Annotated in this window: 24 protein-coding genes and 3 tRNA genes; 22 read left to right on the forward strand and 5 right to left on the reverse strand. The window is 55.4% G+C overall.

Features of this window, described 5'->3' with window-relative positions:
- Positions 1 to 157: 157 nt before the first annotated feature.
- From trpE to trpA, 7 genes are read left to right on the forward strand one after another with little or no spacing between them, the layout of a single operon-like run.
- Positions 158 to 1,633, forward strand: coding sequence for an anthranilate synthase component I (gene trpE / locus B5F80_RS07495; RefSeq protein ID WP_087478204.1), 1,476 nt, complete (start codon positions 158 to 160; stop codon positions 1,631 to 1,633).
- Positions 1,617 to 2,189, forward strand: a complete 573-nt coding sequence (locus tag B5F80_RS07500; protein WP_087478205.1) for an aminodeoxychorismate/anthranilate synthase component II — start codon at positions 1,617 to 1,619, stop codon at positions 2,187 to 2,189. Before trpE ends, B5F80_RS07500 begins: the two co-directional genes overlap by 17 nt.
- A gap of 27 nt (positions 2,190 to 2,216) precedes the next feature.
- Positions 2,217 to 3,227, forward strand: a complete 1,011-nt coding sequence (gene trpD, locus B5F80_RS07505; RefSeq protein WP_087478206.1) for an anthranilate phosphoribosyltransferase — start codon at positions 2,217 to 2,219, stop codon at positions 3,225 to 3,227.
- A 9-nt stretch (positions 3,228 to 3,236) separates the two neighbouring features.
- A complete protein-coding gene (trpC, locus tag B5F80_RS11420) occupies positions 3,237 to 4,025 on the forward strand; it encodes an indole-3-glycerol phosphate synthase TrpC (protein ID WP_087478207.1) in 789 nt (262 codons plus the stop codon).
- A complete protein-coding gene (locus tag B5F80_RS11425; RefSeq protein ID WP_087478208.1) occupies positions 4,018 to 4,617 on the forward strand; it encodes a phosphoribosylanthranilate isomerase in 600 nt (199 codons plus the stop codon). Before trpC ends, B5F80_RS11425 begins: the two co-directional genes overlap by 8 nt.
- A 10-nt stretch (positions 4,618 to 4,627) precedes the next feature.
- A complete protein-coding gene (gene trpB, locus B5F80_RS07520; protein WP_087478209.1) occupies positions 4,628 to 5,812 on the forward strand; it encodes a tryptophan synthase subunit beta in 1,185 nt (394 codons plus the stop codon).
- Positions 5,805 to 6,584 carry a tryptophan synthase subunit alpha gene (gene trpA, locus B5F80_RS07525; RefSeq protein WP_087478210.1) on the forward strand — a complete coding sequence of 260 codons (780 nt, stop codon included), beginning with the start codon at positions 5,805 to 5,807 and terminating at the stop codon, positions 6,582 to 6,584. The genes trpB and trpA overlap by 8 nt, the downstream gene beginning before the upstream one ends.
- A 284-nt stretch (positions 6,585 to 6,868) precedes the next feature.
- Here the strand turns inward: trpA and B5F80_RS07530 are convergent, their stop codons facing one another.
- Entirely contained in the window at positions 6,869 to 7,195 is a 327-nt protein-coding gene (locus B5F80_RS07530; RefSeq protein ID WP_087478211.1) for a cupin domain-containing protein, read from the reverse strand.
- A 206-nt stretch (positions 7,196 to 7,401) separates the two neighbouring features.
- On the opposite strand from B5F80_RS07530, the gene B5F80_RS07535 reads away from it, so the two are divergent.
- Positions 7,402 to 8,001 carry a 5-formyltetrahydrofolate cyclo-ligase gene (locus tag B5F80_RS07535; protein ID WP_087478212.1) on the forward strand — a complete coding sequence of 200 codons (600 nt, stop codon included), beginning with the start codon at positions 7,402 to 7,404 and terminating at the stop codon, positions 7,999 to 8,001.
- 124 nt (positions 8,002 to 8,125) lie between these two features.
- A complete protein-coding gene (locus B5F80_RS07540) occupies positions 8,126 to 9,079 on the forward strand; it encodes an L-lactate dehydrogenase (protein WP_087478213.1) in 954 nt (317 codons plus the stop codon).
- A 115-nt stretch (positions 9,080 to 9,194) separates the two neighbouring features.
- On the opposite strand, the gene B5F80_RS07545 is transcribed toward B5F80_RS07540, so the two are convergent.
- The 3 genes from B5F80_RS07545 to B5F80_RS07555 all read right to left on the reverse strand — a co-directional run bounded on the left by B5F80_RS07545 (position 9,195) and on the right by B5F80_RS07555 (position 12,495).
- Positions 9,195 to 10,595, reverse strand: coding sequence for an FAD-binding oxidoreductase (locus B5F80_RS07545; RefSeq protein ID WP_087478214.1), 1,401 nt, complete (start codon positions 10,593 to 10,595; stop codon positions 9,195 to 9,197).
- A gap of 58 nt (positions 10,596 to 10,653) precedes the next feature.
- Positions 10,654 to 11,082, reverse strand: a complete 429-nt coding sequence (locus B5F80_RS07550; RefSeq protein ID WP_087478215.1) for a hypothetical protein — start codon at positions 11,080 to 11,082, stop codon at positions 10,654 to 10,656.
- A gap of 75 nt (positions 11,083 to 11,157) precedes the next feature.
- On the reverse strand, positions 11,158 to 12,495 hold the full coding sequence (locus tag B5F80_RS07555; RefSeq protein ID WP_087478216.1) for an MFS transporter: 1,338 nt from the start codon (positions 12,493 to 12,495) through the stop codon (positions 11,158 to 11,160).
- A gap of 166 nt (positions 12,496 to 12,661) precedes the next feature.
- On the opposite strand from B5F80_RS07555, the gene B5F80_RS07560 reads away from it, so the two are divergent.
- The 5 genes from B5F80_RS07560 (at position 12,662) to B5F80_RS07580 (ending at position 17,060) form a co-directional block, all read left to right on the forward strand.
- On the forward strand, positions 12,662 to 13,576 hold the full coding sequence (locus B5F80_RS07560) for a metal-sensing transcriptional repressor (RefSeq protein ID WP_087478217.1): 915 nt from the start codon (positions 12,662 to 12,664) through the stop codon (positions 13,574 to 13,576).
- 82 nt (positions 13,577 to 13,658) lie between these two features.
- Positions 13,659 to 14,447 (forward strand): macro domain-containing protein, encoded by a 789-nt coding sequence (locus B5F80_RS07565; protein WP_087478218.1) that lies wholly within the window; start codon positions 13,659 to 13,661, stop codon positions 14,445 to 14,447.
- 39 nt (positions 14,448 to 14,486) lie between these two features.
- Positions 14,487 to 15,299 carry a CpXC domain-containing protein gene (locus B5F80_RS07570; protein ID WP_087478219.1) on the forward strand — a complete coding sequence of 271 codons (813 nt, stop codon included), beginning with the start codon at positions 14,487 to 14,489 and terminating at the stop codon, positions 15,297 to 15,299.
- A 201-nt stretch (positions 15,300 to 15,500) separates the two neighbouring features.
- The gene (locus tag B5F80_RS07575; protein ID WP_087478251.1) at positions 15,501 to 16,325 is read left to right on the forward strand and encodes a D-alanyl-D-alanine carboxypeptidase family protein; all 825 of its coding nucleotides are present in this window, start codon (positions 15,501 to 15,503) and stop codon (positions 16,323 to 16,325) included.
- A 36-nt stretch (positions 16,326 to 16,361) separates the two neighbouring features.
- Positions 16,362 to 17,060 (forward strand): response regulator transcription factor, encoded by a 699-nt coding sequence (locus tag B5F80_RS07580; RefSeq protein WP_087478220.1) that lies wholly within the window; start codon positions 16,362 to 16,364, stop codon positions 17,058 to 17,060.
- A 73-nt stretch (positions 17,061 to 17,133) separates the two neighbouring features.
- On the opposite strand, the gene B5F80_RS07585 is transcribed toward B5F80_RS07580, so the two are convergent.
- Complete coding sequence (locus tag B5F80_RS07585) at positions 17,134 to 18,993, reverse strand: phosphoethanolamine transferase (RefSeq protein WP_087478221.1); 1,860 nt, start codon at positions 18,991 to 18,993, stop codon at positions 17,134 to 17,136.
- Positions 18,994 to 19,347: 354 nt separating this feature from the next.
- Between B5F80_RS07585 and B5F80_RS07590 the strand changes: the two genes are divergently transcribed.
- From B5F80_RS07590 to tatC, 8 genes are all read left to right on the forward strand, one after another.
- Positions 19,348 to 19,424 (forward strand) — tRNA-Asp (locus B5F80_RS07590).
- An 8-nt stretch (positions 19,425 to 19,432) separates the two neighbouring features.
- Positions 19,433 to 19,508: transfer RNA gene (locus tag B5F80_RS07595), tRNA-Phe, on the forward strand.
- Positions 19,509 to 19,520: 12 nt separating this feature from the next.
- Positions 19,521 to 19,606: transfer RNA gene (locus B5F80_RS07600), tRNA-Leu, on the forward strand.
- A gap of 90 nt (positions 19,607 to 19,696) precedes the next feature.
- Positions 19,697 to 20,107 carry a hypothetical protein gene (locus B5F80_RS07605; protein WP_087478222.1) on the forward strand — a complete coding sequence of 137 codons (411 nt, stop codon included), beginning with the start codon at positions 19,697 to 19,699 and terminating at the stop codon, positions 20,105 to 20,107.
- On the forward strand, positions 20,104 to 21,018 hold the full coding sequence (locus B5F80_RS07610) for a DNA/RNA non-specific endonuclease (RefSeq protein ID WP_087478223.1): 915 nt from the start codon (positions 20,104 to 20,106) through the stop codon (positions 21,016 to 21,018). Before B5F80_RS07605 ends, B5F80_RS07610 begins: the two co-directional genes overlap by 4 nt.
- Before the next feature lie 511 nt (positions 21,019 to 21,529).
- Positions 21,530 to 22,033: a nitroreductase family protein gene (locus B5F80_RS07615; RefSeq protein WP_087478224.1), complete on the forward strand. Its 504-nt coding sequence runs from the start codon at positions 21,530 to 21,532 to the stop codon at positions 22,031 to 22,033.
- Between the two features lie 76 nt (positions 22,034 to 22,109).
- Positions 22,110 to 22,352, forward strand: a complete 243-nt coding sequence (gene tatB / locus B5F80_RS07620) for a Sec-independent protein translocase protein TatB (RefSeq protein WP_087478225.1) — start codon at positions 22,110 to 22,112, stop codon at positions 22,350 to 22,352.
- Positions 22,336 to 23,121 carry a twin-arginine translocase subunit TatC gene (tatC, locus tag B5F80_RS07625; protein WP_087478226.1) on the forward strand — a complete coding sequence of 262 codons (786 nt, stop codon included), beginning with the start codon at positions 22,336 to 22,338 and terminating at the stop codon, positions 23,119 to 23,121. Before tatB ends, tatC begins: the two co-directional genes overlap by 17 nt.
- The last annotated feature ends 83 nt before the right edge of the window (positions 23,122 to 23,204 follow it).

Consider the following 23,204-nt stretch of genomic DNA (forward strand, 5'->3'; position numbering starts at 1 on the left):
ACGTGGAGGCATACGTCAGTTGCCGGGAATGTGATGGCATTCCGTCGAGAGTAGGAGTCATATCCTAAAGCAAGGTGGCACCGCGGAGAAACTATATCCGTCCTTGACAAGTTGTAGACTTTGTCATGGGCGGATTTTTTTATAGGAGGAACCAGCGATGCTGTCATTAGAAGAAGTAAAGGCCTACGGCCCCCAGTATAAAACCGTGCCGGTCAGCCGGTGCATGTACGCCGATATCCGGACGCCTGTCGAGGTAATGCGGATTTTAAAAAACGTGAGCTCCCAGTGCTACTTGCTGGAGAGCATGGAGGACTCCAAGCGGTGGGGCCGGTACACGTTTTTAGGATATGATCCCCAGATGGAGCTGGCCTGCAAGGACGGGACTGTTCACATCCGGGCCGGCACGGACATAGAGGTTCAAACGGAGAACCCGGCGTCCTTCCTGCGGCAGGTCTTAGCAGACAACGCGGCGCCCCGCATCGACGGCCTTCCGCCCTTTACCGGCGGCCTTGTCGGATACGTCGCCTACGATTATATCCAGTATGCCGAGCCGTCGCTGCATCTGGAGGCTGACGACGATGAAGATATACTGGATTTCGACTTATTTCTGTTCGATAAGGTCATCGTCTTCGACCATTTGAAGCAGACTATCTTCTTGATTGCCAACATACGGCTTGACGGAGCGGACGAGCATTACCAGAAGGCGCTGCTGGAGCTGGAACAGATGGAGCGGCTCATCCGCCGCGGCAAAGGGGCCGACATCGCGCCCCTGCGGTTGCAAAGCCCTTTCCAGCCCATGTTTTCCCGCGAGGAATACTGCCGCATGGTAGAGGCGGGAAAGCACTATATACGCGAGGGCGATATTTTCCAGGTCGTCTTATCCAATCGGATGGAGGCGGAAGCTGACGGCAGCCTCTTCGACGTATACCGCGTCCTGCGGACGACGAATCCGTCGCCGTACATGTTTTATTTGTCGGGAAAGGATCTGGAAATTGCCGGCTCTTCTCCGGAAACGCTGGTAAAGCTTCATAACGGATCGCTCTTTACTTTCCCCCTGGCGGGGACGCGCCCCAGAGGTGCGTCGGACGAAGAAGACGCGGCGCTGGAGCAGGAGCTCCTGCACAACGAAAAAGAATTGGCGGAGCATAACATGCTCGTCGATTTGGGGCGAAACGACTTGGGGCGCGTCAGCGAATTCGGCTCCGTCCACGTCGAGTCGTACTTAGACGTCCTGCGGTTTTCCCACGTCATGCACCTGGGGTCTACGGTAAAGGGGACGATTTGCAAAGATAAGACGGCCGTCGACGCCGTAGGAGCGGTCCTGCCGGCGGGGACGCTGTCGGGAGCTCCGAAGATCCGGGCTTGTCAGATTATCGACGAGCTGGAGGGAAAAAAGCGGGGCGTATACGGCGGCGCTATCGGGTATATTGATTTCACGGGAAACATGGATATGTGCATCGGCATCCGCCTGGCTTATAAGAAGGGGCGGCGCGTGTTCGTCCGTTCCGGGGCGGGCATCGTCGCCGACAGCGAGCCCGAACGGGAATATCAGGAATGCCTCAATAAAATTCAGGCCGTGGTCATGGCGATCCGGCAGGCCGACGGAGGGATAGACGATGATTGTGCTTATTGATAATTACGACAGCTTTTCCTACAATCTCTACCAGCTGCTGGGGCAGTTCGACCGCCGGATTACCGTCGTGCGGAACGACGAGACGACGGTCCAGGCCATCGAAGCCATGCATCCCGATCACCTGGTCATCTCACCGGGGCCGGGGCAGCCGGCCGAGGCGGGCATCTGTGAAGAAGCCATCCGGCATTTTGCCGGCAAGGTTCCCATCTTAGGCGTGTGCCTAGGCCATCAAGCCATTTGCGAAGCCTTCGGCGGGGAGATTACGTACGCCGAACGGCTCATGCACGGCAAGCAGTCTGTGGCGCATATCTGCAGCCCGTCGCCATTGTTCCGGGATGTGCCGCCGGCTATCGACGTCGGCCGCTACCATTCTCTGGCGGCGAAGAGGGGAACGCTGCCGGACGAATTGGAAATATTGGCTGAGACGGAAGAAAGGGAAATCATGGCCGTCGGCCATCGAAAGTATCCTATATACGGGCTGCAGTTTCATCCGGAGTCCATCTTGACGCCGGAAGGCCCGATAATGATTCGGAATTTTTTACAGCTATCGGCGTAGAAGATCTATGCGGAGGGGGATGTCATCATGATACGAGAAGCAACGGTAAAACTGATACAGAAGATAGATTTGACCATGGAAGAAACGATGGCCGTCATCAACGAGATTATGAGCGGCGAAACGACGCCGGTTCAGACGGCGGCCTTCTTGACGGCGCTGCAGGCCAAGGGGACGACGATCGATGAGATCACGGCCTGCGCCAAGGCGATGCGGGCCCATGCCCTGCCCGTAGACGGCTGCGACGGCGTATTGGAAATCGTCGGAACCGGCGGCGATAAGTCGGGATCGTTCAATATTTCCACGACATCGGGCTTTGTCTGCGCCGCCGGCGGCTGCAAGGTAGCGAAGCACGGCAACCGGGCGGCTACGTCCAAGAGCGGCGCCGCCGACGTGCTGGAAGCACTGGGAGCGAATATCAGCATGGAACCGAAACGGTGCGCCGAGCTGCTCCGCAGCGTAGGGTTCTGCTTCCTCTTTGCCCAGCATTATCACAAGGCCATGAAGTACGTCGGGCCGGTCCGCAAAGAACTGAGCGTTCCGACGGTGTTCAATATCCTGGGGCCCCTTACGAATCCGGCCCATGCAGATCACCAAATCCTCGGCGTGTACGACGAAAGCCTGATAGAGCCCCTGGCCCACGCCCTGCACGGCCTGGGCGTCAAAAAGGGAATGGCCGTGTACGGACTGGACCGGATGGACGAAATATCGGCGTCGGCGCCGACGAAAATCTGCGAATTCGACGGCGATACCTTTAAGACCTACGTCATCGAGCCGGAACAGTTCGGACTGCAGCGCGGCGCGAAGTCGGATATCGTCGGCGGCACGCCGGCGGAAAACGCCGCGATTACCCGCAGCGTCCTGAGCGGGGAAAAAGGCACGCGGCGGACGGCCGTCGTCCTCAATGCCGGGGCCGGCTTGTACGTTGCCGGAAAGGCGTCGACCTTTGAAGGCGGCGTTCGGCTGGCCGAAGAGCTTATCGACAGCGGCAAAGCGATTCAGACCTTGGATGCCTTTATTGCCCAGAGCCACATCGCTTAGGAGGATATCATGATACTAGATACGATTGCCGCCGCCGTCGCCAGACGGCTGACGGAAGATATACGGCAAATTTCGCGGGACGAGATGCGGCAGATGGCCCTGGCCACGCCGGCGGCAGAGGGCTTTCCCTTCGAACAGGCCCTCAGAAGGCCGGGTATATCGGCTATCTGCGAAGTCAAGAGGGCGTCTCCGTCGAAAGGCGTCATTGCAGAGCAGTTTCCCTACGTGGACATTGCCAGGGAATACGAACAAGCCGGCGCAGCGGCCATATCCGTCCTGACGGAGCGGGATTATTTTCAGGGCAGCTGCCGGTACTTGCAGGAGATTTCCTCAGCCGTAAAGACACCGCTGCTGCGCAAGGATTTCATCATCGACGAATACCAGGTGGATGAAGCGCGGCGCAGCGGCGCTTCGGCCATACTTCTCATCTGCGCCCTGCTGGATGACGAACAGCTGGACAGGCTGTTTCGGCGGGCCGACTCGCTGGGATTATCGGCCTTGGTGGAAGCGCACGATGAAGATGAAGTGCGGCGGGCCGTTGCTGTCGGCGCGCGCATCATCGGCGTCAACAACCGCAACCTGAAGGACTTTTCCGTATCCCTGGACACGAGCTGCCGCCTGCGGCCTCTCGTCCCAAAGGACGTCCTCTTCGTAGCGGAGAGCGGCATACGCTGCCGCGCCGACATAGACCGTCTGCGCGAGGCCGGAGCCGACGCCGTTCTCATCGGTGAAACGCTCATGCGCAGCGCCGACAAGAAAGCGGCCCTGGCAGAGCTGACGGGAGAACGTCATGGTTAAGATCAAGCTGTGCGGCCTGACGCGGCGCTGCGATATCGATTGGGCCAATGAACTGCTGCCGGACTACGTCGGCTTTGTCTTCGCCGGCAGCCGACGCCGCGTGACAGACGAGCAGGCGGCGCAGCTGCGGAAGCTGCTGCGGGAGGACATCCCGGCCGTAGGCGTATTCGTCGACGAGCCTATAGACCACGTTGCGGCGCTGGTACGGCAGGGAGTCATCCAGCTGGTGCAGCTCCACGGCGCAGAGGACGAGGCCTATATCCGTGAGCTGCGCCAGGCCGTATCGGTACCGGTCATTCAGGCCTTTTCCGTCCGCTCGCCTGAGGATATACAGGCCGCAGGCCGGAGCTCGGCAGAATTCGTCCTGCTGGACCAGGGGGCCGGCGGCACGGGGCAGGCCTTTGACTGGTCACTGGCTGCGGCCCTGGACAGGCCCTATTTTCTGGCCGGCGGGCTGCACCCGGGCAACGCCGCCGTGGCGGCTGAGCTTCGCCCCTATGCCGTAGACGTGAGCAGCGGCATAGAAACAGAAGGCGTAAAAGACAGACAGAAGATGGTAGAATTCGTAAGGCGAATAAGACATACTTTTTAGGAGGTACATCATGAGCAATGGAAGATTCGGACTCTTTGGAGGACAGTACATACCGGAAACGCTGATGAACGAGATTCATCAGTTGGAAAAGGCCTACGCCTTTTATAAGCAGGACGAGGAGTTTCAGCGGGAATTAAAGGACCTGCTGGATAATTACGCCAACAGGCCGTCGCTGCTGTACTACGCCGGCAAGATGACGGAAGACTTGGGCGGCGCAAAAATTTATTTGAAACGGGAAGACCTGAATCATACGGGAGCCCATAAGATCAACAACGCCCTGGGCCAGTGCCTGCTGGCAAAGAAGATGGGCAAGACGCGGGTTATCGCCGAAACAGGGGCCGGCCAGCACGGCGTGGCGACGGCGACGGCCGCGGCCTTTATGGGCTTGGAATGCGAAGTCTTTATGGGCGAAGAAGATACGATACGGCAGGCCCTGAACGTATACCGCATGGAACTGCTGGGCGCGAAGGTCCACGCCGTCACCACGGGGACGAGAGTCCTCAAGGATGCGGTCAACGAAGCGATGCGCGAATGGGTCAGCCGCGTAGACGACACGCATTACGTCATCGGCTCGACCATGGGGCCCCATCCCTTCCCGATGATGGTCCGCGATTTCCAGTCCGTCATCAGCCGGGAAGCGCGGGCGCAGATTTTGGAACGGGAAGGCAAGCTTCCGGCGGCCGTGCTGGCCTGCGTCGGCGGCGGCAGCAATGCCATGGGCATGTTCTACCACTTCATCGGCGACGAATCGGTACGGCTCATCGGCTGCGAAGCTGCCGGCAAGGGCATCGACACGAAATTCCACGCCGCAACGATTTCCAAAGGCAGCGTCGGTATCTTCCACGGCATGAAATCGATTTTCTGCCAGAATGACCAAGGGCAGATCGACGAAGTATATTCCATTTCTGCCGGCCTCGACTATCCGGGTATCGGGCCAGAACACGCCCATCTGTACGAAATCGGCCGGGCCCAGTACGTTCCCGTAAAGGACGACGAAGCCGTCGAAGCCTTTGAATATTTGGCCCGTACGGAGGGCATCATCTGTGCCATTGAAAGTGCCCACGCCGTATACCACGCGATGCAGCTGGCGCCGACGATGAACAAGGACGACGTGATGATCGTCTGCTTATCGGGCCGCGGCGATAAGGACGTAGCGGCAATTGCCAGATATAAAGGGAGGGACATCCATGAGTAAGATTCAAAACGCATTTAAAGACGGAAAAGCTTTTATTGGATTTTTGACGGCAGGCGACCCGGCGATAGAAAAGAGCTGCGAATATATCCTGACGATGGAACGGGCCGGCGCGGATTTGGTGGAAATCGGCATTCCTTTTTCCGACCCTATCGCCGAAGGCGTCGTCATCCAGGAAGCCAACATCCGGGCTCTGTCGGTCAACACGCGGCTGGAAGACGTGTTCCGCCTCGTCGAAATGGTACGGCAGCAGTCCCAGGTTCCGCTCGTATTTTTGACCTATGCCAATCCGATTTTCAATTACGGAAAGGATGCATTCTTTGCAAAATGCGCTGAAACGGGCGTCGACGGCGTCATCGTTCCCGACGTGCCATTTGAGGAACGGGGCGAATTTGCCGGCGAGGCGGCGCGGTACGGCGTCGACATCATCGCCATGATCGCGCCGACGTCGAAGGAGCGGATCAAGGAAATCGCCGCTGTCGGCCAGGGCTTTTTGTACATCGTGTCGTCCCTGGGCGTTACGGGGACGCGCAGCGAGATTACTACGGACTTGAAGGAAATCGTCGACGTGGCGAAAAGCGTGACCGACGTGCCCTGTGCAGTCGGCTTCGGCATCAATACGACAGAGCAGGCCGAACAGATCGCCGCCGTCGCCGACGGCGTCATCGTCGGCAGTGCCATCGTCAAGATCATCGGCAAGTACGGAGCCGAAGCGGGCCCCCATATTTACGAATACGTCAAGGCCATGAAGGCCGCGGCGAGCCGAAGCATATAAAGGACAATCCCCTCAGCCTGTTGGCCGAGGGGATTGCTTTACCCATGATAAAGACCCGGTATACACGCGACATATGCGTACCGGGCCTTATGGTATAGGATTCATATTCATATGGTTTTTGGTTCTGGTATCTTTAACCTCGCTAAATACATACATTCGTCTCAAACTGTGGACTATCCTGATTTGCAAATCTGCAAGTATTCGAAAAGCTCGAAGAACTAAAATCCGACAAGTTAGTACTAACGAACATTGGCGAATCATCAAGCGAAATAAGTGGACAATATTTAGTTTTTAATAATCAACGCGATGAAAACGAGGTTTTCGCCGCCCTTGTTTTCGATGCTGTGACCCATTCCGTCCGACGTATAAGTGACATCTCCTGCTTTGACGGTTCGGACTGTGCCGTTGTCGTCGTACTCGCCTTCACCGGAAAGGATATAATAAGCCTCTGCGTTGCCATGATGAACATGATAGCCTAAGGAACATCCAGGTTCCAGAGTGACTCTCGCGAACATGTCATTCTTGCCCAGCAACTGTTCCGCCGACAATAGGTGCTCTTTTACAAGATGCCCTTTGCCTCCAGACGCATGTTCAATAATCTCTGTGTTCACTGGACTCACCCCTTTCTAATGCTTCCGCATTTCTTACCTATATTATAGCATGGTATTTTTAATTTGTCATGAGGAAAAGTTAAAATTATTATACTTTTTTATCAATACATAAGATATCTTAACGGCGGCTCATAGGGACTGTACAGGAAGGGCCGGCGGGTATGCTATAATGAAGCCATGAGACTTTGATACAGGAGGCGGAGCAGATGACGAAGAGGGAAGAAAAGAAACGGCTGAGACGGCTGCTGCTGGAACGGGTGCAAACCTTGCTGCCGGCATACTGCCGGAAGGCTGACGAGGCCATATACCGCCATGTAGTATCCTTGCCGGCCTATCAGACGGCCCGTACGGTATGCGCCTATGTCGGCATGGCCCATGAAATCGATACGAAGCCCCTGATTAAACGCATGCTGGCCGACGGAAAACGGGTCGGCGTCCCCTTGTGCGTCGGCAAAGGCGTCATGGAGATGCGGGAAATCGGCGGGCTGGACGAGCTGCAGGCCGGAACCTGGGGCATACTGGAGCCGTCTCCGAATGCGCCGCTGCTGCAGCCCGATGAGATCGACCTGGGCTTGATTCCCTGCGTCAGCGGCAACGAAGCAGGGCAGCGCCTAGGCTATGGCGGCGGATTTTACGACGCTTACTTGGCGAAGGCGCCCTTCCTGCGGGTACTGCTGTGCCGCAACGCTATGATGACTGCGCCGATTCCCATGGAGCCCCACGACGCCGCGATGGACATCGTCGTTTCCGAAGACGGGGCCGTGCATTGCCGCAGCCGTAAAAAGTTTGAAGAAGTTTTCCGTTAAAACGTTTTAGTATTTGACCAAATCCGTTGAATTTAAAAACATCTATTGTATTTGCCGTAAAAATATTTTATCATAAAACCATTACATTATTATTTACAGCACTTATGCAGAAAGAGGGATACATATGGAGTTAAAGAAACGAGTTGTCGGCGTCGTCGGCTTAGGCCACGTAGGCGCTCATGTCGCCTTTGTTTTGGGCGTGATGGGCATTGCCGATGAAGTAAAAATCTGCGACTGCAACGCCCAGAAGGCTGAAAGCGAACGGCAGGATTTAATGGACGCCGTCATGTTCATGCCGCACCGCGTCACGTATACGATAGCGGATTACGCTGATTTGAAGGACTGCGACGTTATCGTCAACGCTGTCGGCGACATCAACTTGTGCGCTACGGGCAACCGCGACGACGAAATGGAATTTACCGTGGCCCAGGTAGCCGACTACGTCCCCAAGGTCATGGCCGGCGGCTTTGACGGCATTTTCGTCAACATTACGAATCCCTGCGACGTCATTACCGACTTGATCGCCAAGAAGAGCGGCTTGCCGAAGGGCCGCGTGCTGGGCACCGGCACGGGATTGGATTCATCCCGCCTTATCAGCGCCATCGTGCAGCAGACGGGCCTGGAACACCACTCCTTCACGGCTTATATGATGGGCGAACACGGCAACGCTCAGATGGTTCCCTGGTCTATCGTCAACTTCCGCGGCAAACCGCTGGCCGACTATGGCGACGATCCCCGCTTTGCCTTTGACCGGGAAGACATGAAAAAACGGGCTATCGGCGGCGGCTGGGTAACCTACAAGGGCAAGCACTGCACGGAATACGGCATCTGCTCGACGGCTGCGTCCATCGTCAAGGCGATTCTCCACGATGAAAAGAAAATCATGGCTGCCAGCGTCCCCTTGGACGGCGAATACGGCGAAACGGGTATTTTCTGCGGCGTGCCTGCCGTCATCGGCATCCATGGCGTCGAACAGGTTATGGAATACAATTTGCCGGACGACGAACTGCAGGAATTCAAGAGCTGCTGCCAGACGATTCGCAACAACATCGCTAAAGCCGCGGCTTTGCTGAAATAAGAACCTCCTGCGCACAGATGATGCGCAGCATATAAAAAACGGGATGACACCGGCAGGTACCGGAATCATCCCGTTTTATATTGCCATTTCGCGTGAGGCGCAGCGTTTGCGAGCCTTACGCGTCGATTACCTTGCCCGGATTGAGGATAAGGTTGGGGTCCATGGCCCGCTTGATGGTCTTCATGACTTTCAGCTCGCCCTGGGGCGTAAATTGTTCCATATATTTCAGCTTTTTCGCGCCGATGCCGTGCTCGCCGGCCAATCTGCCGCCGACGCTGTAGGCGTAGGCGTACACCTGCTGATGGAATTCTTCAACGTTTTTATTCCATTCTTCGTCGCTCATGTCCATCTTGCAGAGGACGATGTGCAGGTTGCCGTCGCCGATGTGGGCGTTGATCTTAACCTGGAAGGGATAATTTTCGCCGATTTCCATGATCTTTTCGATAGTCGAAGCGATTTTATGGACGGGAACGACGACGTCGTCAGTAAGGAAGACCTTGCTGATCATTTCGCACGACGTCTGGACGTTGCGGCGCATGTTCCAGATGCGGTCGTCGGCTTCCAGTACTTCTACGGCTCCCGATTCTTCGCAAATCGTGCAGACCGTGTCCATCTTGGCGTCTAATTCGTCTTCCCGGAACGTTTCGACGGTGATGATGACGTAGATGCCGTCTTCGTAATGGGGCATGTCGGAATACTGGCAGTAGTCGGCCGTATCGCGGACGTAGGAGTTGTCCATGTATTCGACGCTCGTCGGGTCGACGCCGGCTTTCAGCAGCTTCGGCACCATGTACAGGGCCTTTTTTGGGTCTGTGTAGATGGCCAGGACGTCGATGCGGTACGGCGGCAAGGGAATGAGCTTGACCGTGACCTTGGTGATGATGCCCAACGTGCCTTCGCTGCCGATGATAAGCTGTTCCAGGTCGTAGCCGGTGGAGCATTTTTTCAGGATGCGGCCGCATTCGACGATGTCCCCTGTCGGCGTGACGATTTCCAGAGAGTAGACCTGGTCGCGCGTGACGCCGTAGCGGACAGCGCGGAGGCCGCCGGCGTTGGTGGCCAGGTTGCCGCCGATGAGGCAGCTTTCGGCGCTCGACGGGTCGCCGGCGTAAAGCAGGCCGACTTTTTTAGCTTCATTCTGCATGTCGATCGTGCGGACGCCGGCTTCGACGGTCATGTACATGCCTTCTTCGTTCAGCTCGATGATTTTATTAAGTCGTTCCATAGACAGGACGAGGCCGCCGCAGACCGGGATGGCTCCGGCAGCCAGGCTGGTGCCGCCGCCGCGGACGGTAATCGGGAAGTCGTATTCGTTGGCCAGCTTTACGATCTGCGCGATTTCTTCGGCATTCGCCGGAAGGACCGCCGCTTCGGGGACGCGGAACATGGCCGGATTCGTTTCGTAATCCGTCTGATACTGCAGGAGAATGTCCCGGTCGGTCTTGACGTATGACGGGCCCGTAATGGCCTTGAGTTTATCAATGATTTCAGATGTTATCGGTTGATATGTTTTCAAAAAAATTCCCCCTTTATGTCGCTGTTATTATTCTACCACGACGAGGGGGATTAGAAAACTAGAATTTCAAGTCGATGATGGCCGATACGCCGACCCCCTGAACGCGGCTGAGGTGGGTAATATCGACGGATTCGAGAGGGATGAGAGCCTTGGCCCGGGCAATATCGTTGAAGCTGCCTTCAAGCTGGCCGACGGCCTTGACCTTATCGACCTGTGCCGTCGGGCCGACGACCTGGACGGCTCCGATGTATTTGCCCGTGCCGATGCTGAGGACGGGGACGACCTTCGTCGCGTAGTCGGTGCCGACGCCGTTTTTCATGAGCAGCTTGTTGAGGAAATCGTTGATTTGGCCGCCGAATTTATCGACGAGGACCGTCACGCCGCCGACCTTCAAAATCGAGCCGAGGCTGAAGGCCTGGGTGACGGCCGTGCCGCCGGCGGCCAGCAGCGATACGGTGAGCATGGCGGCGATTACTTGTTTTTTCATAAGGCAAAACCTCCTTGCAGGTATGTTATATGATAGATTTAATATGTCTATTATACGCGAAGACGGCCTGTTCGGCTATTTCTTTTTTCCGCGGGCCAGGGAGGCGAAGACGGAACACAGGCAGAGGACGGCAAACAGCGTGTAGGACTGGCGCAGGGCGGCGCGCACGGCGTCGGCGTATATGGCCGTCGCCGCCGTGTACTGCGACAGAATCAGCGTGACGACGGCCATGCTGGATGCCTGTCCGAGATTTCTGGCCAGGGCCAGCATGCTGGACGCGATGCCGTGATAGGCTGGCTTGACGGCGCTCATGATGGCGCTGTTGTTCGGCGCGCCGAACAAGGCAGATCCCGTCCCGATGAGGACGAGAAAAGCTGCGACTGCGGCGACGGACGCGTCGGGACATACGGCGAAGCAGGCCAGTCCCAGCGTTGTCAGGGCCAGGCCGGCCGTCGCGATCGGCATGGGGCCGTAGGCGTCGGACAAGGCGCCGGCTTTCGGCGACAGCAGGGCCATGATGATGGGCTGGACGAGGAGTATCAGGCCCGAGACGGCCGGCGATAAGCCCGTCAGCACCTGAAGGTAGAGAGACAGCAGAAAGGACATGGCGTACGTCGCACTGTATTGAATGAAGGCTGCCAGATTGGACATGGAAAAGGAGACGCTGCGGAAAATATACAGCGGCAGCAGGGGATGATAAGAACGGCTTTCGTGAAGGATAAAGGCCAGCAGCAGGAACAAGCCGGCCCATAAGGGGAGGTTCGTTTCGGCATAGGACGATATTCCCCAGAGAAAGAGCACGATGCCGGCAATGGATAAGGCCGAGCTCACGGCGTTGACGAAGGGAGCGCCGCTGGCGTACCATTCCTGACGCACCGGGCGGATGAACAGATAGGCTGCGGAAGCCATGGCGGCTGACAGGAGAAATATAGAGCGCCAGCCTGCGTATTCCGTCAGCAGGCCGCCTGCGACCGGTCCCAGGGACAGGCCCAGGTAGGTCAGGCCGACGCAGATTCCGAGAATGCGGCCCTGGCAATCCTCGTCTGTAGTTGCCAGCAGCAGGGGCATATAGGATACGTATACGGCTGACAAGGCGATGCCCTGCAAGGCCCGTATTGCGACGAGAACCGGCAGCGTCGCTGCCAGAGCAGCGGCAGCCGTCGTAAAGGCGAAGGCCAAGAGCGCCGCGGCATATGTTTTTCTGCGGCCATAGATATCGGATACCTTTCCCATCGGCAGCAGGCAGGCCGCTGTGGGGATCAGGAAGGCCGTGACGACCCAGCTCAGCTTATCCGGCGTCAGGCCGAATTCATGGGACATGACGGGAATAGCGATGTTAACGGCTGTCGATAAAAACGAGCCGGCAAAGCTGATGATGCAGACGGAGTAAAAGATATGTTTTTCCATAGTCATAGAGGCTCACCTCGCGAATGTGTTTCCCTTATCTGTATTATAGCAAAAAAGCCCCGACGGGAGCAGTCGTTTGTTTCGGAGCGCGATGGAGCGGACTTCATGTTTGTAAAATTTGCGGCCAGCCGTTACAATGATAGAAAAGGATGAAAGGAAACGACCAGAGACAATGGATAAAGAACATATATATTTTGAAAATTATGCCGATACGTGGGACCGGGACCGCAAGGAAAATCCGGAAAAGCTGCAGTTTCTGCTGAATCTGGCAAGGATACAGGCCGGGGCGTCGGTGCTGGACGCAGGCTGCGGCACCGGCGTGCTGCTGCCGTATATAAGCCGGGCTGTCGGCGAAGGGGGAACGGTGACGGGCCTCGATTATTCCCGGCAAATGCTGGATAAGGCGAGGAAAAAATTTTCCGATTTGCCGGGCCTCTCGCTGATAGAGGGCGACGTGCTGAAATACGACTTGCCGGAGCAGGCCTACGACGTTGTCGTCTGCCTGAATTTTTATCCCCATATCAGCAGCCGCAGCAAGGACTTTGTTAAAAAGATGCGGCGGGCCTTAAAGGACGGCGGCTCCCTGATCGTCATGCATGACATGGGACGGCAGCAGGTAAACCGCATTCACGACGACCGCGCAGACCGCCGGCTGCTGCCTCCTGCAGATATGCTGGCGGCCGATCTTGTCGGCGGGGGATTTACCCTTTCAGCTGCCGTCGATTGGGACGACCTGTATTTTGTCAGCGTGACGAAGGCTGATGAATTTTCTTACGATCCCTACGGCCGTGTCGGTGCCTCGTCACCGGCAGGCAGCCTGCACCGCAGCCATACGCAGAAGAAGGCCGTCGTCAACCGCCTGGCCCGGGTCGAAGGCCACTTGGAAGCGATCAAGCGGATGGTAGAAGACGAGCGCGACTGCAGCGACGTGCTGGTCCAGCTGGCCGCTGTCGACTCGGCCGTCGTCAGCGTCAGCAAGGTCATCTTAAAGGACCACATCGATCACTGCCTGGCCGACGCCGTGCGGGGAAACGATTTAGAATCTGTAGAAAAGCTCAAGAAGGCCATCAGTATTTTTGTGAAATAGGCCGCTTCGCTATGCGCCGCCTTTTCCCGTATGGTATAATGAATTTATATGTACGAGCGTATATCGTAAAGGATGTGATACCATGCAATTTCGCGTGTTAGTGGGAGATATAACGAAATGGCCGGCCGACGCCATCGTCAATTCGGCCAGCTCCAGCCTGCTGGGCCTGAGCGGCGCCGTCGACAGGGCCGTCCATAAGGCAGGCGGCATTTCGCTGACGGCGGCGTGCCGGTCTCTGAAAGGCTGCCGTACAGGCGACGCCAAGATAACCTTTGGCTACAAGCTGCCTGCGAAATATGTGATTCATGCCGTAGGGCCCATCTGGGTCGGCGGCAAGCGCGGCGAAGAAGAGGAGCTGCTGTCCTGCTATCGAAAGAGCCTGAGCCTGGCTGAAGACAAGGGAGTGCGTTATCTGGCTTTTACCTCGGTCAGCACGGAAGATAAGCGCTATCCCCGACAGCGCGCCGCCGCTGCCGTCGTGCCGCTGCTCATGGAGGAGGACGGAAGAATGGAGCGCATCGATTTGGTCTGCGCCGATGCGGAGATGCAGGCTGTGTATACGCGAGCGGCCGTCCTCTTTTGGCTGCGCCACCTCAACGATGCTCATAAGGATGAATTGGCCGACATGATAGAAGAAGCGATGATTTCCCTGGTCATGCTGCAGGTGGAAACGGATAAGCCCGACCCCATCGCCTTTGCCGAGCAGGTGCGGGCTATGAAGCGGGTGCTGCGCCCCTTCCTGGATATGAGCCAGCCCCGCGGCATCGTCGATATTGAAAAGGCCGCCGATACGGTGATGCAGTCGTACCAGGAGCAGCCGGAAATCAAGAGCAGTTCCGGCTTGGAATCGCTGCTGCAGTCGTATTATTGAGCGGCACGCGAAACACTATAGGATAAGAGAGGATATATCATGGCAGTTGAAGACAATCAGCAGAAAGACAGGACGCACCGCACCGAGCTGCAGCTCACGTGCCCGGCCTGCGGAGGCGTCGGCGCATTTTCCACATGGGACTGCATCGACGGCGGGGAAAACGCTGAGATGCGCCGGCGCGTGCTTCACGACGAAGGATTATTTTTTTATCAATGCCCCCATTGCCATAGCCAGATACATGTAGAAAGCCCCTGTTTGTACGTCGACAAGCATAAGAAGTTTATGGTATGGCATATACCGGACCCCAAGACGCCCGTTACGTCGGAAGAGGTGCGCTCCTTTTTAGGCGGCGATTCGTTCGCAGAGTACCGCTGCCGGGCGGCGCTGACCTGGGGTGAATGGCGGGAAAAAATCATCGAAATAGAGAGCGGATATGACGACAGGCTGTATGAAATCATCAAATACGGCGCGTACCAGCTCGTCAAGGAAGGAGATCGGGAAAAGCTGCCTCTGGAGGCCTATCACATCGATTTGACCGAAGGCGGCGGCAGCGAGGACGTGTCCCTCGTGTTCCTGGAACGGGACCGTAAGGGCATGGGATACGTATACGATATTACGCCGAAGGCGAAAGAAGTGACGGCGGATATCTTCCTGCCTCTGCTGGAGCGGATTCCCGCTATGAACGAAACGGGACGGTTCGACCGCTTCAGCTATTCCTGGGCTCAGCAATTCATGGCCCAGGTTTTAAAAGCCGCGTCGTCGGGACAGGAGGCGTATAGCCAGCTCCTCGGATTTTGGGTGCAGACCCTGGGCAAGGAGCTGTTCCATGCGGAGATACAGCCGGCTGAATAAGGATACTATTGGCATACGAAACGCGTGTTTTCGGCGGAAGCCCTGCCGGAGGCGCGTGTTTTTTATTTACAGCCTGGAAAATTGACAGATGATTTAATAAAAAATATAATAAGCATTATATTTAGAAACTGCCAGCAGGCAGCAGAATATGTATTTAGATAAGGAAGTGGATGCAGCATGTTTTGTAAATGGCGGCGCATCATGGCAGTCGGCCTGTGCGCCTTGATTTTAGCAGTCTGCTCCGGCGTAAGCGGGAGCGCGGCTCAGGCGGCGGTACCGTCGACAGGCGCGGAAGCGGCCTGCATGATCGACGCCGACACGGGAACGATTTTGTATCAGGTCAATCCGACAAAGTGGATGCACCCGGCGAGCACCACGAAAATCGTGACGCTCATCACGGCGTTGGACCAGAAAGAAGACGAGCTGGACCAGCCGCTGAAGATTTCCAGCTACGCGGCGAATACGGAGCCTTCTTCGCTGGGCATTGCGCCGGGGGATAAGCTGAACGTGCGGGAAGCGCTGCGCGGCATGATGGTCGTATCGGGGAACGACGCTGCCGTTGCCGTAGCGGAAACGCTGGGCGGGTCCGTAGCCGGGTACGCCGACATGATGAATGCGGAAGCTGCGAAAATGGGGGCAAAGCACACGCATTTCGTCAATCCTCACGGCCTGACGGCGGCGAAGCACTACACGACGGCCGTCGACATGGCGAAGATGGCCGCCTACGGCATGAAGAAATTCCCGGAATTTCGCCGCATCGTAGGCCTTACGTCGTACGACGTGCAGTATCTGGACGGCCGGACGCCAAAGCACGTCACGACGACAAACCGCTTTTTGACCAGTGGGTATAAGGGCGCCGACGGCATCAAGACGGGCTTTACCAATGCGGCCGGCGACTGCCTGGTCGCGTCGGCGACGCGGAACGGCCGCACGCTCCTCGTCGTCCTGTTCAACGACGACAACCGCTGGGAAGATGCGCCGGCTATTCTCGATTACGGGTTCCGGCGTCTTCAGACAGGCAAATAAGTCTTTATATTCATCTGGCGCAGAGGGGGAATTTCAATGGCGCACATGTTGATTATTGGGGGAACGGGCACGGCGAGTGCCTGGGAAAAAGGCTTTTTTGAAAAGAAAGGATTCGACGTTGTTGCCGCGGCCAGCGGAAAAGACGGGCTGGTAGCAGCAAAGCAAGGAGGGGCCGACGTAATCCTGATTCATTCGCCCTTGCCGGATGGGGACAGCATCGGCCTGTGCTGTCAGATCCGCGCGGCCCAGAGCGTTCCGGTGTTTCTCGTCGCAGAAAGGGGCTGCGACGAAGAACAGATCAAGGCCTTGGAAGCCGGGGCGGACGACTATATTACGGCTCCCGTTTCGCCGGCCGTTATGGCGGCGCGCATCGAAGCGTGCTTGTCCATGCGCCGCCGGCTGCTGGAAGAACGGCGGACCGTCGGCGAAGACGCGGATATCTGCGTCGGCGACTTAACGATTTTTATTCGCCGCCGCCAGGCCTTCCGCGGCCGGACGGAAATCCCGCTGACCGTTAAGGAATTCGACTTGCTGGCATTTTTAGCCGGCCATCCCGATCAGGTGTTTTCCAAGCAGGAGCTGTTTAAGCAGGTCTGGCATCTCGACGCCAGCGGAGATTTGGCGACTGTAACGGTCCACATCAACCGGCTGCGGGAAAAGCTGAATCAAGTATCGCCGGCGTTTACGGCCATTGAAACCGTATGGGGAAACGGCTACCGCTTTCAAACTGCATAAGCAATACGAAAAAGACCCTGTCTGAACCGGTTCAGACAGGGTCTTTCGTATCGTATAAAAGAATGGGAACCCGTTAGAATTCCGTATCCTCCAGCAAGCTGACCTTGCCGAAGCGGGTTACGAGATCCTTTCGTTCCATTTTCCACTGCGGCGACGCGATGCTGTACGTCGGGTCGTAGTTGGGCGACTGCATGTTGAGGATGCCGCAGACAAATTCATAGGCTAAATCATTGGTAAAGAACTTGTCCTTGTTTTGCTTGACGGCTTCGGCGACTTCAGGGTTGCGGGCCTGATAGCTTTCCGATAAGTAGCAGAACATGGGGATGCGCAGCACCTTGAAGGAGATGTCGTCGGGCTGGCGGCCTTTGTCGGGGTCGCTGCCGTGGTCGGAGAAGTAAATCATGGCGTCCAAGTTGAGATTTTCCTTGGCGTATTCGAAAATCTGCGACAATACCCAGTCTGTATACAAGACGGTGTTGTCGAAATCGGCCTGCTGATTTACCGTGCCGTCGTTAAATACCTGGAATTCCTTGGGATAGCGGTTGCGGTATTCAATGTGGCTGCCCATGAGGTGAAGGACGACGAAGTTCTTTTCATTCGGGTCGACGCGCTGCAGGAACTGCAGGAGCGCGCCGTCCATCGTCGACTGCTTCAATTCCTGGTCTACCCATTCGGATACGTCAGCGGTCTTGGCGACGAGCGTGATGGGCGTGTCGGCGACGCCGATAGAGCCCTGGTTGCTGAACCAGTACGTCTTATAGCCGGCCTTTTTCGCCATATCCAAAATGGAAATAGAAGAGTTGAATTCCTTGTTATTGTAGAAATTGGCTTCCGTCAAGGCCCGTTCCAAAACGGGGACGGTGTACCAGACGCAGCTGTAGGCGTTGGAAAACAGCGTAAAGTCCGGGTCTTCCTTCATAGCTGTCAGCCATGGCGTATTTTCTACGTGATTCGGGTTGAAGGCGTGCATGAGGGTCCGCGTTTCCGATTCGCCGATGACGACGACGACCGTATTGGGGTACTCGGCCGGATTCAGCTGGACCGCCTGCAGGGCGGCGAATTTGCCGTCATGGTTTTCCGCATACAAGGCGGAGCGTTCCATGTAATCGTGCGTATCGATAAAGGTGCGGATTGGGAAGGCCTGAGGGAAAATTTCCTCGCCCAGAGCGCCGACAGATGGGAAAATAATCATCAGCGACAGCAAGGGGAGGATCTTTCGGTACACCGGCGTGCGGGGCAAGGTCTTCTGCGTGTAGTTGGCGAAGAGAAGGCCGCCGATTAAAAGCGCTACGAACAATGCGATGAATACGATGCGGCCGACGCCGAGGGAATGGAAGTATTCCAGCGTTTCCGCCGGCCCCGTTTGGAAGATGAGCAGCGCCCCCGACGTGGTAATGCACGAGTGGTACAGGGCGAAGTACACCCACTGCAGGGCGATGATGAAGAAGGCCGCGAACTGCACGGCCGTCATGATGGCCGCGCTGATTTTGCGGTTTAAAAACTGCCGGGCCGCCATGTTCAGACAAAAGAGAATGGCGAAGAGATACAGGCCGACGTAAATATCGTACATATTATTTAAATACACTGTATTTTGCTGTATCAGCGTGATGTAGCTCAGATAAGGCCCCGTGACGATCCAGCTGACGGCGATGAGGGCCGTCGGCACGACGGAGGCGATGCATAGATGACGCCAATACAGGGCCAGGGACAGGACGACGGCTCCTACGGCTGGAATCAGCCCGACCGTCATATGATGTATATTATCAGGCCCCAGTCCGAGGGACACGAGAAACTGCCATTGATAGCACAAGGCGTAGATGACGAAAAACGTACATAGCAAGTAAACGAGCCTGCGTCTTGAAACGGCAGAAGAAAAATCCGCTTTCAACGAAGACAAGGACAGCCGCTGCGGTTTGTTGGCGGGTTTTACCATGGAATGTCACCTTTCTGTAAATAATGTAAATACTATGTAAATGCATGTATCGACCTTATTATACATCAAAATACAGGGTTTACATAGTAGCGACAGCCAGGGAAATCGAGATTTTTTTCAGATTTAAGGCGACGTGAAGCCGCGACGGGTCTCACTGAGAAAAGAGATCACGCTTTTATCTCCTTAGCAAGGCCTTCCCAACAGCGTAAGACGCCGAATGTCCTGAGGCGGCAGGGGGATTTGAAAAAAAGAGGCGTGTTCTGCAAAAATTATAAAAAAAGTACTTGCCAAAAGAGCTGGAACATGATAGAATACTTTTTGTCGGAACGCGAGACGTTCTGAAAAGTATGAAACGGCCCCGTGGTGTAGCGGTTTAACATGTCGCCCTGTCACGGCGAAGATCGTCGGTTCAAATCCGATCGGGGTCGCCATATTTTTTGCTCAGGTAGCTCAGTCGGTAGAGCAGGGGACTGAAAATCCCCGTGTCGGCGGTTCAATTCCGTCCCTGAGCACCAACAATTACACATGCGGTTGTGGCGGAATGGCAGACGCGCTACTTTGAGGGGGTAGTGAGCGAAAGCTCGTATGGGTTCAAGTCCCATCAACCGCACCAGGAAAAAGAGTTGTCGAGAAATTGACAGCTCTTTTTTTCGTAATATTCATTATATCATAATACTCATGCGAAAGGGCAGGTGACAGCAGAATGATTATTGCAGCTTGCGTAGACGACGCTATGGGGATGGCCTTCAATCATCGCCGGCAAAGCCGGGATGTGCTCCTGATACGGCGTCTGCTGCAGCGCGCGGCGGGCCGGACCGTGTGGATACATCCGGACAGCGCCGTGCTGTTTGAAGCGCAGGAGGCGGGCAGCGTATGCGCTGCCGAGGATTTTCTGCAGCAGGCCGGCAGCGGCGATATTTGCTTCGTAGAAACGGCTGCCTTTGCGTCCTGGGCGGACGAGATTGAAGAAATATGGCTGTATCGCTGGAATCGGGCCTATCCGGGAGACGTATTTTTTCCTATTTCCCTGACGCAGGGATGGAAGCTTGCGGAAAAAACGGATTTTTCGGGAAATTCCCATGCATGCATTACGGAGGAGATTTATAAAAAATGAAAAAATGTATATCTTTGTTATTGACGTTGGTTGCGGCGTTGTGTCTGATTTTGTCGGGATGCAGTAGTACGGAGACTTCGCGTCCGGTACAGGCCAGCTCTGTATCGGCTGCCGCGTCGTTGGCCGACATACCAGCCTTTTCCGGCCAGCCCTACGTCGTTCTTCATGACAATAAGCCGGATTTTTCGGAAAGCGACTTTTCGGAGTCGTCCTTTGAGCGGTATAGCCCTTTAGATTCGCTGGGACGTTGCGGCGCCGCCTTCGCCAATATCGGCAGGGATATTATGCCGACGGAAAAGAGGGACGCTATCGGTCAGGTGAAGCCTTCAGGCTGGCAGGTGGCGAAATACGACAGTGTCGACGGCAAATATTTGTATAACCGCTGCCATCTCATCGGCTATCAGCTGTCGGCGGAAAATGCAAATAAGCAAAACCTCATTACGGGCACACGGTATATGAACGTACAGGGAATGCTTCCCTTTGAAAACATGGTAGCCGACTATGTGAAGGAAACGGGAAACCACGTGCTGTACCGGGTTACGCCGGTCTTTCAGGGAAAGGAGCTCGTCGCCCGGGGCGTGCAGATCGAAGCGGAATCGGTAGAGGACAAGGGCGCCGGCATTTGCTTTAACGTCTATTGCTATAATGTCCAGCCAGGCATCGTCATCGACTATGGAACGGGCGAAAGCCATGCAGAAGGCGGCGGAACCGTGCCGGCTCATGACGGAACAGCTCCTGTCGGCGCAGACCAAACCGATACGTACATATTAAATACGAACTCTAAAAAATTTCACAAGCCTTCTTGTTCCGGCGCTAAGACCATAAAGAGCCAGAATAAGGAAACCTATACCGGCTCGCGCGGCGACTTATTGGCCCAGGGATATTCACCCTGCGGCAGCTGCAAGCCTTAGATATTTTTATATTGTGCAATGAAAGCCCCTGTCGGCAGTGGGCTTTCATTTTTTTGTAGATGCTGATACTCTTTTGACTGCTTGGCCTTTTGCGGTTTCTTTCGTCAACTGCCGAAGGCACCCCGCGCTGTAAATTCTCACTGACCTTCCTCGGTCTCGCAGAAGGGCAGAATGTTAGGTAAAAGACAGTGGACTATTGCCTCGATTTGATGTTGTGGAATCGTGGTGTTATGGATTCGCATTCCTCTTCGTGCGGCAGCTTTTTTGTGTTTCCAGCCAGAAGGAGGAGTGCTTGGCTGTTAGTAATGATGGAATATAGGTTTAACGATATACGTAAGGATATACGGCGCGCCGCTGAGCTTTCGGACGGCGTCCTTTCTATTTTACGTCCTTTTTACGGGGCGTGTAAGAATTTTTTACAGCTTATTTTCTATTCTTCTTTTTTACTATGTATGGTATAATAAACCAATATAGTACTTTTATTTTAGTACTCAGGAGGGAGTAGATTAGTATGAATGAAATCTTTACCAGACGCAGCGTTCGAAAATTTTTGCCGACCATGGTTGAAGATGAAAAGATAGAACTCTTGCTGCGCGCCGGCATGGCCGCCCCTTCCATGGGAAACCAACAGCCTTGGGAATTTTACGTCGTTCGTGATAAACGGGTGATTCAGGATTTATCCCGCTGCAGCCCCTACGCCGGCTGCGCGGCAAATGCGCCTGCAGCTATCGTCGTTTGCAGCCGCGATACAAATCAGCGCTTCCCGGCCTTCGTCAACCTCGATTTAAGCGCTTGTGTAGAAAATATACTGCTGGAAGCAGTTCATTTGGAATTAGGCGCCGTGTGGATCGGCGTTTCGCCGTATAAATCGAGAGAAGTCATCGTCCGCCGCGCCGTAGGCGTTCCCGAAGGGTTTACGCCCTTTGCTATCGTATCTTTCGGTTATCCGAAAGACAGCGGTAATGAACGGCTGAAAGAAGACCGCTACGACCCGTCCCGGGTTCATTATCTCTAAGTATATAATACGACGGCTTAAACAGGTGCTTGAGCAAATCAGGCGCCTGTTTTCGTAAAAAAGAGAGGATGGAGTTATGTTCAACATAGGAATGGGTGAGATGATAGTCGTAGCTGTCGTCGCGCTCTTTGTCTTCGGGCCGGGAAAGCTTCCGGAAGTGGCGAGAGCCGTAGGGAAGGGACTGCGGGAATTTCGAAAGGCCATGCAAGACGTTGCGGATGACCTCAATGCAGAAGAAATACGGGAAGTAAAAGAGTCTATTCAAAAAGACATTAAAGACGTAAAACATTTAGGAGGAAGTCATGGAGACAAAGCCTGATAAGGCAGAAGAAGTTTCGGCCGCCCAGAGCGTATCGGAAGCAGGCGGCAGCCTCTCGCCGGTTCATGAAGGCTCGGACGGAGAAATGCCGCTGAGCGGACATTTACAGGAATTTCGCAGCCGTCTGATAATCTGCCTGGTAGTAGTAGCCGCTGCCAGCGGCGTTTCCTATAATTTCGTGGAGGAGATTATCGATATCATATCGGCTCCGGCAGGCAAGCTGTATTTTCTCAATCCGGCAGAAGTCTTTTTTTCGTATATCCAGGTAGCCGTATGTACAGGCGTATTGGTGACGCTGCCGATCATTTGCTATGAACTATGGGGCTTCGTCCGTCCGGCCCTGATGCCTTCGGAGCGGGCTGCCGTGTTCTGGCTTATTCCCACGGCGGTGCTGCTGTTTTACGCCGGCCTGGCCTTTTCGTATTACGCCGTATTTCCGGCGGCCGTATTGTTTTTTATGGGCTTTGCTACGGCGTCGCTGCAGCCTATGTTTTCACTCAGCTCGTACCTGTCCTTTTTTATTGCCTTCATGCTGCCCTTCGGCGTCGTCTTCGAGCTGCCCCTCGTCTTGTTTTTCCTGGCGAAGATGGGACTGATTACGTCGGCCTTTTTGAAATCTAAGCGGCGCGTCCTCATCGTCGTCGCCTTTATCTTCGCTGCCGTCGTGTCGCCGACGACGGACATATTCACACAGGTCATGATCGCCGTGCCGATGATCGTACTGTACGAAGCGAGCATCCTGCTGGTGCGGTTTATTTTGAGGAAATAATATAATATTTGCAGAATATTGCAACATGAAGTAAATAGAAATATGTTGAGGAAGACCATTCAGTGCGCTATAAAGACTGGATG

The sequence above is a fragment of the Megasphaera sp. An286 genome (assembly GCF_002163455.1).
Lineage (GTDB): Bacteria > Bacillota > Negativicutes > Veillonellales > Megasphaeraceae > Megasphaera > Megasphaera stantonii.

Excerpts from the sequence above, each read along its gene's own strand:
- trpE (WP_087478204.1), top strand. The coding sequence starts at position 158 with ATGCTGTCATTAGAAGAAGTAAAGGCCTACGGCCCCCAGTATAAAACC.
- B5F80_RS07500 (WP_087478205.1), top strand. The coding sequence starts at position 1,617 with ATGATTGTGCTTATTGATAATTACGACAGCTTTTCCTACAATCTCTAC.
- trpD (WP_087478206.1), top strand. The coding sequence starts at position 2,217 with ATGATACGAGAAGCAACGGTAAAACTGATACAGAAGATAGATTTGACC.
- trpC (WP_087478207.1), top strand. The coding sequence starts at position 3,237 with ATGATACTAGATACGATTGCCGCCGCCGTCGCCAGACGGCTGACGGAA.
- B5F80_RS11425 (WP_087478208.1), top strand. The coding sequence starts at position 4,018 with ATGGTTAAGATCAAGCTGTGCGGCCTGACGCGGCGCTGCGATATCGAT.
- trpB (WP_087478209.1), top strand. The coding sequence starts at position 4,628 with ATGAGCAATGGAAGATTCGGACTCTTTGGAGGACAGTACATACCGGAA.
- trpA (WP_087478210.1), top strand. The coding sequence starts at position 5,805 with ATGAGTAAGATTCAAAACGCATTTAAAGACGGAAAAGCTTTTATTGGA.
- B5F80_RS07535 (WP_087478212.1), top strand. The coding sequence starts at position 7,402 with ATGACGAAGAGGGAAGAAAAGAAACGGCTGAGACGGCTGCTGCTGGAA.
- B5F80_RS07540 (WP_087478213.1), top strand. The coding sequence starts at position 8,126 with ATGGAGTTAAAGAAACGAGTTGTCGGCGTCGTCGGCTTAGGCCACGTA.
- B5F80_RS07550 (WP_087478215.1), bottom strand. The coding sequence starts at position 11,082 with ATGAAAAAACAAGTAATCGCCGCCATGCTCACCGTATCGCTGCTGGCC.
- B5F80_RS07555 (WP_087478216.1), bottom strand. The coding sequence starts at position 12,495 with ATGACTATGGAAAAACATATCTTTTACTCCGTCTGCATCATCAGCTTT.
- B5F80_RS07560 (WP_087478217.1), top strand. The coding sequence starts at position 12,662 with ATGGATAAAGAACATATATATTTTGAAAATTATGCCGATACGTGGGAC.
- B5F80_RS07565 (WP_087478218.1), top strand. The coding sequence starts at position 13,659 with ATGCAATTTCGCGTGTTAGTGGGAGATATAACGAAATGGCCGGCCGAC.
- B5F80_RS07570 (WP_087478219.1), top strand. The coding sequence starts at position 14,487 with ATGGCAGTTGAAGACAATCAGCAGAAAGACAGGACGCACCGCACCGAG.
- B5F80_RS07575 (WP_087478251.1), top strand. The coding sequence starts at position 15,501 with ATGGCAGTCGGCCTGTGCGCCTTGATTTTAGCAGTCTGCTCCGGCGTA.
- B5F80_RS07580 (WP_087478220.1), top strand. The coding sequence starts at position 16,362 with ATGGCGCACATGTTGATTATTGGGGGAACGGGCACGGCGAGTGCCTGG.
- B5F80_RS07585 (WP_087478221.1), bottom strand. The coding sequence starts at position 18,993 with ATGGTAAAACCCGCCAACAAACCGCAGCGGCTGTCCTTGTCTTCGTTG.
- B5F80_RS07605 (WP_087478222.1), top strand. The coding sequence starts at position 19,697 with ATGATTATTGCAGCTTGCGTAGACGACGCTATGGGGATGGCCTTCAAT.
- B5F80_RS07610 (WP_087478223.1), top strand. The coding sequence starts at position 20,104 with ATGAAAAAATGTATATCTTTGTTATTGACGTTGGTTGCGGCGTTGTGT.
- B5F80_RS07615 (WP_087478224.1), top strand. The coding sequence starts at position 21,530 with ATGAATGAAATCTTTACCAGACGCAGCGTTCGAAAATTTTTGCCGACC.
- tatB (WP_087478225.1), top strand. The coding sequence starts at position 22,110 with ATGTTCAACATAGGAATGGGTGAGATGATAGTCGTAGCTGTCGTCGCG.
- tatC (WP_087478226.1), top strand. The coding sequence starts at position 22,336 with ATGGAGACAAAGCCTGATAAGGCAGAAGAAGTTTCGGCCGCCCAGAGC.